Here is a 15,865-nt window from a genome sequence, read left to right as displayed (position 1 = left end):
GAGCTCGAGTCTAAAAAACTCGCCCGAAGGGAGTAGTGATTTTGCTTACCACATTGCTGGATTATACAGTTTCACATAAAAAGTCCAACGTTTTAACGATGGACTTAATTATTATTGTATATGAAATTTTTCTCAACTTTCCGCATTTAGCTTTTAGATAATTGGTGCTAATAACATGACTTCTTCATTATCATTATAGACCCTATCAAACTGTCTGATAGGAAGTGGGTTTACGCCTAGGCCTACTTCAAAAGTATAACCTGGTCGGTAGAATTCCTCTATAAACCAATCTTTGTATCCTGCATAGGCTGCTTCGTATGGAACATCTGCTAATTGGTATCCTGTAGAGCGAGCAAATACTTCCCCATATTCTCTAGCCCCTGGTGGAGTCATCCCTTGGTAAAGCCAGAAGATAACCTCTCCTTGAGTGTGATAAGCTATAACTAACTTAAAATTGTGCCCTCTCGTAAATTCTGTCATTGCCTGAGTTTCAGGTTCTGATAGTGGAGAAGGGCCCCCGTATCTGGTAGGTGCAGGTCCCGTTACGCCAAATTCTATCTCTTGATCTTTTGCCTCTTCCCAACTTGCCGGATAATTTCTATTTAAGTCTACGCCTCTGGCATTCGCCTTCCACACTAAATTAAGAGGTAATCCTGTATTATTCCACCTGGCATAATCATTATAGTATGGATTTGATGGCTGTGGTCCATTTAAGACAATATCCACACCATCAGGATTTACCATAGGAACAATATAAATACTACTTCTATTCCATATATCTCGAATATCATAACCCCTTATAGATCTGCCTGAAGAATAGGCTTTAGAGAAATTCTCAATAAATTTCATAAGAAGAGGCGTGGTAATCCACTCTAATCCGTGATGTGCTCCATTGTAAGAGACCTCTACTGGTCCTCTGCCTATTCGTATATAGTATAGTTCCTTACCTAATAAGCTTTGTCCAATGGTTCCGACTTCAAGGAAAGGATACCGGACTTGAAGTCCTCGGATATCTCTCTCCATAATTTCATAAGTGTAGTCAATATTTGTAAAAACCACATCTATACCGTAGGGCACTATAATTTCCTGCCCTACTTGTAAATTTATTGGGTCTACATTAGGATTTGCAGTGACTATGGCATTTACTGTGGTGTAATATTTTTGAGCAATTTTGTAGAAAGTATCTCCTGGTTGTATGATGTAGGTATCATATCCTTCTAAGAACCTTTCAAAATAAATCCATGTATTGGGACCCACTATTCCATCAGCTACTAATCCATTATCTCTCTGAAAAGCCATTACGGCTCTTTGTGTCTGAGTGCCGAAAATACCATCAACTGCCCCAGCAGGATATCCTATTCGATTGAGTAAACTTTGAATGAGTTTTACATTCGATCCTGTAGATCCAATTCTTAATATCTCCACCTATTTTGCTCCTTTCCTCATACTTTTTCTATTTATAATACGAAAATAAAGATGTTTCCGTGAATAAAATTAGTTCTAACTTTTACATTGTAAGTTCTATGTAAAAGCTTTTAGATTACTAGCAGGAAGTCAAGTAAGCTAAAAGGAGGAACTTCACATTCTACTTTCAGCTTTCCACAATGACAAAAACTCAGGACAATATTATCCTGAGTTTTTTGATAGCTATAAATTAATTTTTTCATTACACTTCAAATTTTTGGGTTTGTTTAGGATTTCCTTTCCGTATATAACGATTTTGGCATCTTCTTGATTGCCCTTAGCATTACAAAGAGCCTCTACAGCATTTCTAAATAGAACCTCTGTAGCTTCTTTTTTATCCACAAATTTAATTCCTACAGAAGTAGATAGCCTAATGTTTTTTTCTGATAGTGCTTGATTTTCCTTGATGTTTATTTGGATCTGCTTCATAAGCACTTTTGCATTTTGTGCTGGACAATTACTTAGAATAATGAGAAAAGCATCTCCCTTATACCTAGCTACAATATCGCAATATCGCATGTTTTCTCTAATAGACTTTGCAGTAACTTTTAATACTAAATCTCCAATTACTGTATCAAACTTCTCATTAATTTCCTTAAAATCATCGATATCTAACATAACTAAAGAAAAAGGAATCTCCATCTTTTGCATGAGTTTAACGAAGTAATCAAAATTGTATAGCTGAGTTAGCGTATCAAATTTTACCAGATCATGCGGTTCTTTTTCATTCTTTTGATAAAGGTGTTGCTTGTATGCTTTAATCCCAAAAAAAATCAGATAGGCTAAAGCTATAACAAAAAGAATTCCCAATAGGATAACTATCAACAAATTATTCCGTAACATCTCAGCAACATCGACATTTAATAATCCTAATGTTATAAGCGTTATTATAACTCCTAAAACAAACATTACGATAGATGTCGTCAATACTACTTTCGAATTATTTGACATCATAATACCCCTTTTAATTTCAATCTATAGTCTATTTTTATACTATAAATATGCGGATTAGCTCTATTATATTTACATCATACAGTTAAGTTGTCTTACTCAAAGACAAAACTCATCTCCGTAAGTTAATCCGTTTGCTGTCAATATTATACCATAATTATAGAAGTCACTCGTATATTATTATTATTGAATGATTTCACTTAGAATCGAAAGAGGTATTTCATTTCCGCTTTTACTACTTGGAATTTCTTATGCCCTCAATTAATGCAGGTATGATTTGTTTTTTTCTAGATACACATTCTTCAATAAAAGTTCCTTGTTCCATCTTTTTGTTAAAGGAAGCTTCTAATATATTTTTTCGGTTTTCATTATAGAATAGGTAGGACCCTTGTCTAATAATATCTGTTACGATAAGAAGTGTAGCAAATTGTCCCTTTTGAGCATTTGTCTCTTCTATAATATTCAAGTATTCAGACGTTTTTTCTTTTACAGATTCGATATTTAGGGTAAATACTTGAGCTACACCTACTCTCATACCTTCTAGGCTAAATTCTTTATAGTCGTTAAAGAATACTTCATGAACATCTAGTCCCGTAATATCTGTACCCTTTCTAAACATCTCCATTGCATAATCTTGTAGATCCATTCCTAAAAGTTCGGTGAGCTCTTCTACAGCTTGTACATCTTTTTTCGTTGTCGTTGGGGATTTTAATAGCAATGTGTCTGAAATAATACCAGATATCATGATTCCAGCAATAGGGTGTGGAATTTTAATTTGGTTTTCTTTATACATTTGATAGATAATCGTATTCGTGCTGCCCACTGGTAAATTTCTAAAGCCAATGGGTATATTCGTAGAAATATCCCCTATTTTGTGGTGGTCTATAATCTCAAGGATTTCTGCTTGTTCAATTCCATCAGCACTTTGAGCGTATTCATTGTGATCTACTAAGATGACTTTTTTCTTCTTAGGGGAAATAATATGACCTCTACCTAATATTCCTAAATAATAACCCTCAGCATCAACAATAGGAAACTTTGAATGACCTGATTTTCGAATAACTTCCTTACATTCGTCTAGATATTCATTTTCTCTGAAGAATAAAATGTCCTTATCTATCATAATATTGCTAGCATAATTCGTTAAATAGATTAGTTTAGATGTGCTATAAGTATCCATTTTTGTACGAATAATATTAACTTTTTTATTCATTGCTTCTTCTAACAAATCATCACTTAACCATGATTCCCCTGTAATAACAATTAGTGCTACTCCTTTTTCTATAGCAGCCTTTATTACTTCATCGCGGTCACCTACAATTACAATGCTATCTTCTGTCAATAAATGTAGTTTTTCAATAGTGTTTAAGTGAAAAGCCGTTACTAAGATATTGCCATCAATATGTTCTTTATGCCTTGAAACAGCATGCCCCTCTAATCCATTTAAAACATTTGTATAGCAACTATGCAGCTTTCTTTGATCTTCCTTAATAAGACTCATGGCAATATCTTTCATTGTAATGAGTCCAGCAAATTTGTTATTCTCAAAGATAATAGGTAGGGTTCTAACCCGATTTTCCGTCATAAAATTATAAGCGTCTAATATCGAATCTTTTGATTTAAATGTAGCGATTTTATCGTAATTTAAGTCTCTAATCTGAGTTCGAACATTTTCTAATAATACAGGTTTATCTATCTGAAAAGAATGTAAAACAAATTCTGTTTCTTTACTTATTTCACCTAGTATATAAGGCTCTGTATTTTCGCCTAGACTATTTTTTAAATAAGAGAAGGATATGGCTGATGTTACACTATCCGTATCTGGGTTCTTATGTCCAAAAATCAAGGTTTTTCTATCCATGTAATACCTCTATTCTTATGTATTATCAATAATATTATATATATACCAATTTAGATAAAGGAAGTCAAGGATAAACTAAAATGTAACAAATAGAGATTTTTTCTATAAGGGATTCATACACCAATACTAGCAAAAACGCATAATATAGTACTATATTAAATAGGAGGTATAAATATGCAGTATGATGGTTTCAAGAAAGTCTCTTATAGATATTATTTTCTTGACTTTAAGCTTGGAGATGTAACTGGAGACGGTTATGTAGACAGAGTGTATCTAATCGGTGAAAAGACTTCTAAACAAGATCTATTTTCAGATAATATATCTATTGTTATTCATGATGGTCGAACAAACCAATTGATTCGAATTCAAATGAAGTATGCTGCAGGCTACAATGCCAAACTCTTTCTTGGCAACTTTACCAGCAAAAATAAGTTTGATATATTAGTAAAAATTGATACTGGCGGTAGTGGTGGTTATATATTATCTTATTTATATAGTTTGAATAATGAAACAATTAATTTGCTCCTAGATTCCGAGAGCTTTGAACGCATATCCTTGTACGATGTGAATTTTCTAGACCATTTTAATGTAGAGATAATGAGTAAAGCAAGAGATGTATCCTTTACATTAAGCATCCTAAATCGAAAAGACGCATACATAAAGGCAGGTCTCTATACAGAGGATGGAAAACTCGTAAAACCAACAGAAGGAGCCGTCCTAGCATTAGGAGCAGCTTATCCCATTATCGATGACTATCATGGATTATTTAAACTTTTGACATATCAAAGAATTATTGGCATAAACAATGCAGATGACCTAGGCGCCATTGAAAGCTATTTGACTTGGAACGGAGAGTACATGGAAGTAGAAAGAGTTAATGTGAGTTTAATCCCCAACGACTCCGTCGTTGGAGATTAAACTCACAAGTCGCTAGTCTTTAGTCATTAGACTCTAGCTTGCATGTGTTCCTCTTGGGTCGTTTAGCTACCTTCGGTAGCTTTTTTTGACCAGTAAGGAATGCTCTAAAACTAAGGACTAGTGACTATTTCTTGCTATCGACTAGAAGTTTAGTGTTTTTATAAACTTCTGAGAGCGTCTATTGGATTTAGTTTGCTCGCCTTTCTTGCAGGAGCGTAGCCAAAGATAATTCCTACAGCTGCCGAAAATCCGACTGCTAGGATAATAGTACCTGTAGATATAGAAAAGCTCGTGCCAATAATTGTGGATGTAATATAGGCTATTAGTGCTCCTAATAGAATACCAATTATACCGCCAAATATGGAAAGAAAGATGGATTCAATAATAAACTGAATTTGTATGCTATTTGGCGTGGCGCCTAGGGCTTTACGAAGGCCGATCTCCGTTGTTCTTTCCGTAACAGACACGAGCATCATATTCATAATCCCAATACCGCCTACTACAAGTGAGATGGCTGCAATTCCACCAAGCAACATGGACATCATAGACATAACCGTCTGAAAAGACTCGATCATATCTCCCATATTAAAAACAGTATAAGCATCTTCCTTTTGATTAAATACTTGATATAATGCGCCCTTTATATCTTTTACTGTTTGATTCGCTAAGTTTACATCTTCTAGGTACACATCAAAAGACGACACATTTTTGACGCCTAAACTCCTAAGAGCTGTCGTATATGGAATAATCACCGTATCATTATTAGACTCTAAGCCAAATTCATTAGAAGGGGTTAGAGTACCTATTATTTTATAGGTAGTGCCATGAACGATAAGCTCTTTTCCAATAGGATTTATTCCGTAAAAGAGTTCTTTAACAATATTGTTCCCTATAATAGCTACCTGGTTTTTGCTTTCAATATCCAATCTATTTATGGGTCTTCCTGATTTTAAAAGGCTTGAATCTACATTAAAGTAAACCTCATTTTTTCCTTGTACAGATACGTCTTCCATAGCATCTTTTTTGTATACTACAGCAGAACTACCTGATATAGTAGGCGACAATCCACTAATATTCTCCAATTCTGAAATTTGACTAATTTCATCATCTGTTAAACCTTGTTTTATAGTAGTACCCATGGTGCTTACCATAATCTTGTTGGCACCAAGGTCTGTAATCTGTTGATTAATGCTGTTCGTTGCTCCTTGAACAATGGTAATTAAAGCAATAATCGAGGCAACTCCAATGACGATTCCCAGCATTGTTAAAATAGAACGGAGTTTGTTGCTGATTATATTTTCCCATGACATTTTTATGCTTTCAAATAACACAACTTCACCCCTATTCCGTTAAGTATCCATCTAAAATATGGACTACCCTCTTTGCATACTTTGCAATATTCGTGTCATGAGTGATCATGATAATGGTCCTTCCCTCTTGATTAATCTCTTCAAAAAGTTCCATTACTTGGTTACCTGTCTTTTGATCTAAAGCTCCTGTAGGTTCATCTGCTAAGAGAATAGTAGGTTCTGTTACTAATGCTCTTGCTATAGCCACCCTTTGTTGTTGGCCACCTGAAAGTTGATTGGGATAATTTCTCATTCGGTCTCCTAATCCAACCTTTTCTAGCATAGAAGCTGCTCTTTCCCTTCTTTCTCCTGCAGGTACACCAGCATATACCAGGGGAAGTTCTACGTTTTTTAAAGCGCTTGATTTAGGCAAAAGCTGAAAACTTTGAAAAACAAAGCCAATTTCCTTGTTTCTCGCTTTAGCTAGGGCCACTTCATCGTAGCTTTCAATATCTAAGCCCGAAAGATAATACTTGCCTTTTGTAGGAACATCTAGGCAACCAATAATATTCATTATAGTAGATTTACCTGATCCGGAAGGACCTAATATGGATAAAAACTCTCCACTATGAACTTTTAGATTAACATTATGCAAAACCTCAATTTCTTCTTCACCCATGTAGTAGCTTTTACAAATCGTTTCCATGTTTAGGATCTCAGACATTAATTTTCGCCCCCGCCAATGCCATTTTCCCGGTGTTCTCTAGTCATGACCATCGCTTCAAATCCATTAGCTTCTGTATAGTACACTGTTTCACCTGCAGATACGCCCTTTTTAATCTCTACGGTAATGCCATCATTAATACCTACTTCAATTTTCTCTTTGTAGATCTCTCTATTTTCATCTTTTTTCTGTACATAGGCTTCATTATTGTCTTCAAATTGAATTGCGCTCATAGGCAAAGACACCACGTCCTTTACTTCATGGCTTAAGACCTTAATTTCTGCAGACATACCAATTTTAATGTTTTCCTCTTCTTCTAAGTCAATAGTAGCCGTAAAAAAGGTTACTCCATTTTCTACTTGGCCTTCTTTTGATATGCTCTTGATTTTACCCATAATTTCCTTATCAATTGCGCTAATGGTTACCGTAGCATCCATATTTTCTTTTATAGCTCCTAAGTCGTATTCATCTACTTTTACAATAATCTCCATGTTCTTGTAATCTGTAATATCTATTAAGGGCGACGCAGCCATTACCTGTTCATCTTCTTCGACGTGAATTGTTGAAATCTCACCATTGATTTTGCTCTCAATGTCTTCCCCATATGAAGTCTCAAATAGAACGTCTCCTTCTTTTACCATATCTCCTTCTTCTACTTTGATTTCAGTTATTTGCATAACTTTATCCGCTATGACATTTTGTTTGTTTTGAGATTCTATATTTCCCGAGAAATGATAGTAAGTAGTAATATCTCCCTTTTTAGCCTCTGCACTTTCGTAAATTGTGACCTCAGGTTTTGAAGCAAATGCCACTGCAACTGCAACAATCCCAATAATGATACTTCCTACTATAATCCTTTTGCGCTTTTTCGATTTTTTTATTGCACTCATTACTGCCTCCGCCTCGCATATTTATACTTTTAATTCCAAAAATATTACAAATAAAGTATACCAATTCTTTCTTAAGTTAGCATTAATTTCATCATGTAAAAAGGCAATACCTAAAAGTAGATACTGCCTAGAGTAGACGTCTATTATAATGGTTTTTAATCAATCGTATAGGATTGGATTTGCTTTTTCGTGTCCTGCTTTTGCTTTACCTTGAATTTCAGGTACTGGAGGTACGTCATTTTTCTTTCTTTTGTGTTTTTTATTGCTCTCTGTGCCATGGGGATCACTTGGATCTGGTCTTCGCATTCCAGCCTTAGCCATTTTTATCACCGCCTTATACGATTTTAATGTTATTATTTGATTTAAAATAAAATTTATTCTTTTTTAGAACACAATATTTCTAATTATTTAGGCTCTTGTTTAAAATAAATATTACTCTTGTAATCTTCATTTTAAACAAAAAACGCCCAAAAGGGCGTTTTTAGTCGTCATCTCTATGATTATAGTCTCTTTCATTGAAGAAGTTTAACCATGAAGATGTTTGATATAGATTCCAATCTGCTGGTGGGGCGTATCTATTATTCATAATGTATTCTTTTCCATCGTGTTTCAATTTTTCATACATATTAACATAGATGCATCGTTTTTCTCCAGGGTATACTTCACACCATCCGTCTTTTCCACCGCCACAAGCACCATTTCTTTGATGTTTGGCACATTGAGACATTGGGCACTGAAAAGCCAGTTCGTGCATTACACAATCTCCACAAAATTTACATTCATTTGTTAATGTTTTCGTGTAATATTCTGCATATGTAAATGGCTTTTTAAAAACAGATTTATCTATTTTTTTAGCAAACCATTTAATCATTGGATAAAGTGGTGCTTGCTCGCTTAATGCTAGCTTGTGGACCATACCAAAGCTCCAGTAGAATAAAGAAGTACTCTTCTCACCTGTTTTGTTTCGGTCTCCTGGCGTTGTGGTATTTAAGCCCGTCTTTTCATCTTTTTCGAAGAAATAGAATCCATTCTTTTCTGGATAATCAAATTCTTTGACAAGGGCTTGCCAATTTGGCGCAAATTCTTCTCCTTTATCAAGGATAAACTTAATATCTTCGTACTTAATACCATGACCAGCTATAGTGACCCCATCATAGCCTATTCCCTTTAATACAGCAAATAATTTAGCGGCACGAAGCAATTGTCTTTCTTTATTGTTTTCAAATTCTTTCTTTTCTACCTCTAAATCCTTTAAGAATTCATCTGTGACGACAGCACCAGGTATTACACCTCTGTTCATCATCTTCGCTACGCCTAATGTTAATATGTATATATTACCAATAATAGGAACATTTAATTCAAATTTATCTACATACTTTCTGAGTTCATCAAATTTACGTGCATCCCAGCCTACTTGTGTAATAATATACTTTGCACCTGCAGCAACCTTTTGTTGTAGTTTAGCGTATTGAGCCATAGTCTCTGCTTCTAAGGACTTAAATGGAGAAACAACAGCTCCCGCAAAGAATTCTGTCTCTGGGAATTTTTTTAATTTACCCCTCATTGGAACTTCTAGACCAGCATTTAATTTTTCGATCATTCTAACAGCTTGAACACTATCTACATCGAATACTGGTTTAGGTCTTCCATTATAACCAGCAGTCACATAGTCACCAGTCATAACTAATAAATTCTTCAGACCTACTCTATCTAATGCATATAATTCTGATTCTATTTCATTTCTATTCTTATCCTTACAAGTAAAGTGAATAAGAGCGTCTATACCTAAATCCTCAACTTCTTTAGACAATCCTGCCGGGTGAATTGCTGGTGTGCCGCTAGGATTATCTGTTAGAGTAATAGCATTGATTCTTGGATCTTTTACTGCAGCTTTTGCACATAGTGCAACAGCATCTTGATCTTTTTCGTGTGATCCTTGCCCTGGAACAAGTTCCCAAGTTATTGAAAATTTGTCTTTATCTAAAACCGCGTCTTTAAATGAAACTCTTTCTACAGGCATAGCATCCTCCTTAAGTCATTAACTATTGATCCTTTACATTTGAAAAGTGCATGAACTCGTTTTCACAATAGTACACATAGATGTCTTTCTAAACACATTATAACACCTTTTTTTGATTTATAAAGTATAGTTAAAAAATAGCCACACCTGTATATACAAGTTAGTATTTAATGCTTTTATTCTAAATTCTGCGTCTTAAATTCTACGTAAAATGAACTACATTTTGATAAAAATCTATATAAGATAATTCATTTATAAAGACACAAGAAACATGCTTTGAAAGCTTCTCTTAATTCCTGATATTTTTTTGACTTATCATTTTGTAATAAAAAAGCTAGAAAATACTTTTTGAAAGTACTTTCTAGCTTTTTTCTATGAATAACAATTCTTTTAAGTTCTTTCCTTTAAACGCTACAGCAAAGATACTTTTTATAATCAAAAGGGTAATTGGTCCAAGAATTAAGCCACTAGCTCCTAATATTTGTAATCCAATATACATAGCTCCTAGAGTCATCAGTGGATGTACACCAATTTGTGCTCCAATAATTTTAGGTTCTACAACCTGCCTTACCACTAATACTATTAAATACAGAATGATTAGAGAAATACCTAAACCAATATCTCCCGTAATCAAAGATATGATGGCCCAAGGGATTAGAACTCCACCTGTACCTAAAACAGGTAATATATCAAAGATAGCAATGATAACAGCCAAAACTACTGCATACTTTACTCTGATAATACTAAAGCCAATCAGAAGCTCTGTAAAGGTCACTAGCATAATTAGTATATAAGCCCTTATCAGCCTTAATATTTGACTTATTACATCATTTTTTATAAAACTAATTTGATCGTACCAATCTTCAGGCAGTTGTTTTCGAATCTTCTTTTTAAAATCGTTTTTATCTCCTAAGAAAAAATAAGTAGAAAACAGGGTAATTATAACAAAGATCAAAACTGTAGGTAAAGATATCGCCGTATTTACAAGATACTTGACGCCATTATTTGCAAAATTAGCTAAACTAGATACGAGAACTGCTAATTGATCCACTAAAAAGTCTAATACCTCTTGAGGCAATTCAATTAGTTGATCACTGCTATTTAAAAAGTTAATAATGGAGTTATACCAATCATTCAAAAATATAGGAAGTACTTCAAAAAGATCTTTAGCTTGTATAATTAACTTAGATACTAGGAGGGTAATTGCCAGACCTATAAACGTCAAAACCAATACAATGCAAATAATGGAGGCTAATTTTCTTGGCATTTTCACTTTTCGCACTAACAATTTCACTAATGGTTCTAAAAACATTGATAATATAAGAGCGATGAGAAAGGGTGCAATGTATTGAATCGACTTAAAAAATAGAAATATACCCAAAAATATTCCAATTGTCATAACAAAAAACTTTTTCGCTTTTTCCGGATCAATTATGTAATTATTCATCATTTCTCCAATCCATTTATTCTTAAATAACTTAAATAATATGATATCATATTATAAGGGAATTACAAGAAAAATATGGGATGAGTTTTAAGGTCGTCAGGTGGGTTTAAGGTTGGACGGAAAAACCTTAAAGCTGAATGCGGAAAGCGGAAAAAAACAAACTCGCCTTTAGGCGAGTGTAGATTTTGCTTACCACCTTACTACCTTGTCACCTTACCACCTCGTATATGAACTATTTTGCTTCTATACTCTCCAATAATGTTATCAAATCGGCCTTTTCAAATTCATACTTCTTATTACAAAAGTGGCAGAGTATTTCAGCTTGTCCGTCTTCTTCTACTATAGCAGTTAGCTCTTCTCTTCCCAATGAAATAAGGCCTCTTTCAAAACGGTCTCGATTGCAATCACAGTGATATACTGGCTTCTTCTTTTCTGTAAAAGTCACTTTATAATCTTTAAAGATCAATTCTATGATATCTTTAGATTCATGCCCTTCATCTAGCAATTTGCTTATGGTAGGAATTTCTCCTATTCTCTTTTCGATATAGTCAATTAATTCTTCGCTGTGATTTGGAAGCAATTGAATTAAGTAGCCTCCAGCTTTTTTTATAGTACCATCAGGGTTTACTAACACTCCTAGAGCCACTACGGATGGTGTTTGTTCCGATACGGAAAAGTAATAAGAGAAGTCCTCTCCTATTTCCCCTGAAACTAGTTCTACCGTTCCAACATAAGGTTCCTTTAAGCCTAAGTCTTGGATAATGGTTAACGTCCCTTTACCAATAGCACCTGCTACATCGAGTTTACCAATTTGATTTAAAGGAATGTGAACGAGAGGATTATTAATATCCCCTTTAATTTCCCCCTTGGTATTTCCTACAACTAAAAGATCTTCAATAGGGCCATCACATTTAATTTGAACGCTGATTTTATTGTTTTCGTTTTTTAGTAACATGGTCATAAGAGCTGCCGCCGTCAACGTTCTGCCAAAAGCAGCAGAAGCTGTTGGCAATGTAGAATGTATCTTTTGAGCCTCCCCTACAAGCTCCGATGTATCCGCTGCAAATATTCGAACTGGTACATCTTTAATCATTGCGCCTATCATATAGTCCATAATTTATCCTCTCTTGTGTCCATCAATTTATGTGTAACTTTTATTTATTATAATCATATTGTGCTGTTTTGAATACAAATTATTTTAAAATGCTTTTATAAGAAAAATCCCTGTGAATACACAGGGATTTGCTTAATGTTATTCGCAATTCATTTATATTGTCTAAGTACGTAAATACTTTTAATCTTCTTTAATTAAGCTTCAACAGCGTTAACATTAGCAGCTTGAGGTCCTTTTTCTCCCTCAACGATATCGAATTCTACATTTTGACCTTCGTTTAGCGTCTTGTAGCCATCCATTTGTAACGCTGAAAAATGTACAAATACATCTCCCTCGTTTTCAGTTGAAATAAAACCATATCCTTTTTCTGCATTAAACCACTTTACAATACCATTTGTCATTAATTTGTTCCTCCTAAAATAATTCAATTTCGAATTTATTGTATCATTTAAGGGGTAATTTGTCAAAGAAATCGTACTAACTTGTACTTAACTTTTGCAACAAAATTGGAGCCTTTCCGTATTTTCATCAGGCTCTTCAAAGGAGCCAAAATCAAAGACGTCTATTGTCTTAAAGCCCGATTCTAAGAGCAATTCTTTAACTTCTTCTATTTCGTACGCTCTTTGATAATGCACTTCTTCCGATCGGGTGTAATAAGGGTCTCTATGCCTTTTTATGAAAATATTTAAATAGTACTCTATAATAGAACTGTCTTCATCAAAACTGTTTTCCCAAATATAACACAGCTCATCAGAGGTGTAAGTAAAAGTTTCGTTTCTGTATATTTGTTTGAGTCTATAAGGAGCATGAATGTCAAATGTAAAAACCCCTCCTTCTCTAAGGCTCGTATACGCATTTTGAAATACCTTCAAAATGTCTTCTGTTTCTAAAATATAGTTGACGCAATCACAGCAGGATATAATCGCATCAAAAGCATTTTTTATTCTAAAGTCGCTCATATCTCCTTGAATCCATTTTATATGCTGTTTTTGTTCAAAGGCCTTGCCATCAGCTATTGATAACATATCTTCCGATAAATCTACGCCAGTCATTTCATAACCCATTTTGCTTAAAGGGATGGTAATATTGCCTGTGCCACAACCCAAGTCTAAAATAGTAGCTACTTGTGCTTGGTATTTTTCTAGTATGCTTTGAATATAGCCACTCCATTTACCATAGTCTACATCTTCTCTCATTAATTGATCATAAATTTGAGACATTTCTTTATACATAGTACTCCTCTAATAGAAAAATCTATCTCTTCTTTTCTTTTTTCGTATCCTAATCACTATAACTATAATCAAAATAACTAAAACTAGTCCTATAAATAAGTAAGTATAAAAATCTCCTTGCATAAATTTTCTCACTACTTTTTCTACAGAGCTAGGCTCTTTGCGACTTTCTCGCAATTTTTCCAATTGATTTTCTGGAATCAACTCTAATTGAGCTGTTAGCCAATTGTCTAGATAAACGTTTGAATTGCCATAATTTACTTGATAATCAATCAAGTCATACATAGCCTCATATTCTTTTAATCCCCTATAAGCTTCAATCTTGTTAACTAGAATCTTTTCCGTAATCTTTTTTTCAAGCGTACCAAAATTGCTCATATCTGTTTCGATTAAATCGTAAACAACTAAAGCTCTATCAAACTTTTTTGATTGCATATAGGCATCTGCCATGACGAGATACACTTTACTTTGATCCTTTTCATCTTTGGAACTAGAAATATAACTATTTCCAGCATCAATAGCCTCTTGATACTCACCATTATTAAAACTAGAAATCATCTTGTTAATTTGATTGCTCTTTATTGCTTTTAATTCTCTTTCGATGACTTCATCTACAAAGTAATAGCTAAAACGAATCTCTTTAAAAGCATCTCTTCCAGATTGTTTCCAATAATAACCATATTCTGGACTGATTTCCGTCGGCTCAATCGAAAAATAATTGTCAAAATTGTACATTTGTATGGACCTCGCGTTAAAACCTACATTGATTTGAATATTTTCAGGTTCTTTACTCCACGTTCTTAAGTGATGCATATCCATATCAAAGAGAACCTGACCGAGATTTTCGTGTTTATTTTCTGTACTATAGGACACTTTAGCCATGGCCGTCTCCCCTGGCTTTAATGTCATAGCTATATTAAAATTTTTCCAATTGTCAAAATCCACACTTACCTCTTCAATACTTGGATTAACTTTACTGCCATTTACAATAACTGAATTGTACTTGTACGATTTTCTCTTACTAGGATCTTCTGGAAAAAACACAAATTCTGATGTATATCCATCAACCTTTAGATCCGTTACTGGAGTTCCTAATGTCAACAATTGAGTTTCCTTTGTAGTGTTTTTCATGGAATAAGAAGCCGTCACACTGCTTTTATTTAGTGCATCTACCGTTATATTGATCTCTACTCCAGTGAGTTCAACTTGACCATCAATCAAATATAGACCATTAAAAGCAGGTATTCCTTGGGCTCGTGCCGTGGTTTGAGAAGAAAACAAAGAAAAAAATGCAACGTAAAGCAACGCCATGAATATCTTCTTAAAATTTACGTCTTTCATCTTTATCCTTCTATAATACGTGCGTACAGTTCAACTGCTCGCAACAGTATCCTTTCATTAAAATTAAATTTGCTGTGGTGAAGACCATATACATAGTCTTTCTCTTCATTTTTCGATCCTAAATAAAAGAATACTCCAGGGACTTCTCTTTGGTAAAATGAAAAGTCTTCTGCAATCATCATAGGAGGAACCTCTTTATATGGAATATCTCCTAAACAGCTCAAAAATTCTTGATACATTTGAGAATCATTGATTACCGGTGGATACATCCTTATAACTGTGCTTTCGATGCTACAGTCAAAGGCTTTTTCATAACCACTTACAATCTCCATAAGCCTTCTTTCAATTAAATTAAAGGTCTCCTCATCAAACGCCCTCATGGTACCACTTAAATTAACTTCACCAGCTACTACATTTACTCTACTTCCGCCATTAATTGTACCGATAGAAAACAAGGTCGTTTCTATCGGATCTATATTTCTACTAATAATATTATTAAGGGCATTAATAAGCTGAGCACTAATCATAATAGCATCTATACTCTTATGAGGAACTGCAGCATGGCCACTTTTGCCTTTAATGTTTATATAGAATTCAGCTGTTTGGGCCATAAG

15 protein-coding genes are annotated in these 15,865 nt (G+C 34.2%); 1 reads left to right on the top strand and 14 read right to left on the bottom strand.

The annotated features are described in order from the left end of the window. Positions 1-153 precede the first annotated feature (153 nt). From Q7P22_RS05585 to Q7P22_RS05575, 3 genes are all read right to left on the bottom strand, one after another. Positions 154-1,425 (bottom strand): M14 family metallopeptidase, encoded by a 1,272-nt coding sequence (locus Q7P22_RS05585; RefSeq protein ID WP_303861743.1) that lies wholly within the window; start codon positions 1,423-1,425, stop codon positions 154-156. Positions 1,426-1,647: 222 nt separating this feature from the next. After that, on the bottom strand, positions 1,648-2,415 hold the full coding sequence (locus tag Q7P22_RS05580; RefSeq protein ID WP_303861740.1) for a GGDEF domain-containing protein: 768 nt from the start codon (positions 2,413-2,415) through the stop codon (positions 1,648-1,650). A gap of 235 nt (positions 2,416-2,650) precedes the next feature. Further along, complete coding sequence (locus tag Q7P22_RS05575) at positions 2,651-4,276, bottom strand: putative manganese-dependent inorganic diphosphatase (protein ID WP_303861737.1); 1,626 nt, start codon at positions 4,274-4,276, stop codon at positions 2,651-2,653. Between the two features lie 174 nt (positions 4,277-4,450). Between Q7P22_RS05575 and Q7P22_RS05570 the strand changes: the two genes are divergently transcribed. Beyond that, entirely contained in the window at positions 4,451-5,194 is a 744-nt protein-coding gene (locus Q7P22_RS05570; RefSeq protein WP_113920707.1) for a VCBS repeat-containing protein, read from the top strand. Between the two features lie 158 nt (positions 5,195-5,352). On the opposite strand, the gene Q7P22_RS05565 is transcribed toward Q7P22_RS05570, so the two are convergent. The 11 genes from Q7P22_RS05565 to Q7P22_RS05515 all read right to left on the bottom strand — a co-directional run. Then, positions 5,353-6,525, bottom strand: a complete 1,173-nt coding sequence (locus tag Q7P22_RS05565; protein ID WP_303861734.1) for an ABC transporter permease — start codon at positions 6,523-6,525, stop codon at positions 5,353-5,355. 10 nt (positions 6,526-6,535) lie between these two features. Then, on the bottom strand, positions 6,536-7,207 hold the full coding sequence (locus Q7P22_RS05560; RefSeq protein WP_113920709.1) for an ABC transporter ATP-binding protein: 672 nt from the start codon (positions 7,205-7,207) through the stop codon (positions 6,536-6,538). Further along, positions 7,207-8,097, bottom strand: coding sequence for an efflux RND transporter periplasmic adaptor subunit (locus Q7P22_RS05555; RefSeq protein WP_303861730.1), 891 nt, complete (start codon positions 8,095-8,097; stop codon positions 7,207-7,209). Before Q7P22_RS05555 ends, Q7P22_RS05560 begins: the two co-directional genes overlap by 1 nt. Positions 8,098-8,256: 159 nt before the next feature. Next, entirely contained in the window at positions 8,257-8,418 is a 162-nt protein-coding gene (locus Q7P22_RS05550) for a hypothetical protein (RefSeq protein WP_170128236.1), read from the bottom strand. A gap of 160 nt (positions 8,419-8,578) precedes the next feature. Next, positions 8,579-10,117 (bottom strand): methylenetetrahydrofolate reductase C-terminal domain-containing protein, encoded by a 1,539-nt coding sequence (locus tag Q7P22_RS05545; RefSeq protein WP_303861724.1) that lies wholly within the window; start codon positions 10,115-10,117, stop codon positions 8,579-8,581. Positions 10,118-10,478: 361 nt separating this feature from the next. Next, positions 10,479-11,564 (bottom strand): sporulation integral membrane protein YtvI, encoded by a 1,086-nt coding sequence (gene ytvI / locus Q7P22_RS05540; RefSeq protein ID WP_303861721.1) that lies wholly within the window; start codon positions 11,562-11,564, stop codon positions 10,479-10,481. Between the two features lie 232 nt (positions 11,565-11,796). Next, a complete protein-coding gene (gene hslO, locus Q7P22_RS05535; protein WP_303861718.1) occupies positions 11,797-12,678 on the bottom strand; it encodes an Hsp33 family molecular chaperone HslO in 882 nt (293 codons plus the stop codon). Positions 12,679-12,872: 194 nt separating this feature from the next. Continuing rightward, a complete protein-coding gene (locus Q7P22_RS05530) occupies positions 12,873-13,079 on the bottom strand; it encodes a cold-shock protein (protein WP_303861716.1) in 207 nt (68 codons plus the stop codon). An 87-nt stretch (positions 13,080-13,166) separates the two neighbouring features. Further along, positions 13,167-13,910, bottom strand: coding sequence for a class I SAM-dependent methyltransferase (locus Q7P22_RS05525; RefSeq protein ID WP_303861714.1), 744 nt, complete (start codon positions 13,908-13,910; stop codon positions 13,167-13,169). Between the two features lie 9 nt (positions 13,911-13,919). Then, the gene (locus tag Q7P22_RS05520; protein ID WP_303861712.1) at positions 13,920-15,251 is read right to left on the bottom strand and encodes a lipopolysaccharide assembly protein LapB; all 1,332 of its coding nucleotides are present in this window, start codon (positions 15,249-15,251) and stop codon (positions 13,920-13,922) included. Between the two features lie 2 nt (positions 15,252-15,253). Continuing rightward, positions 15,254-15,865, bottom strand: a 612-nt coding sequence (locus Q7P22_RS05515; RefSeq protein ID WP_303861710.1) for a M20 family metallopeptidase, incomplete at its 5' end; no start/stop codon positions are given.

The sequence above is a fragment of the Alkalibaculum bacchi genome, from assembly GCF_937875145.1.
Classification (GTDB): Bacteria; Bacillota; Clostridia; order Eubacteriales; family Alkalibacteraceae; genus Alkalibaculum; species Alkalibaculum bacchi_A.
Note: the sequence above shows the minus strand (reverse complement) of the source record. Positions and strands in the feature narration are given on the sequence as shown.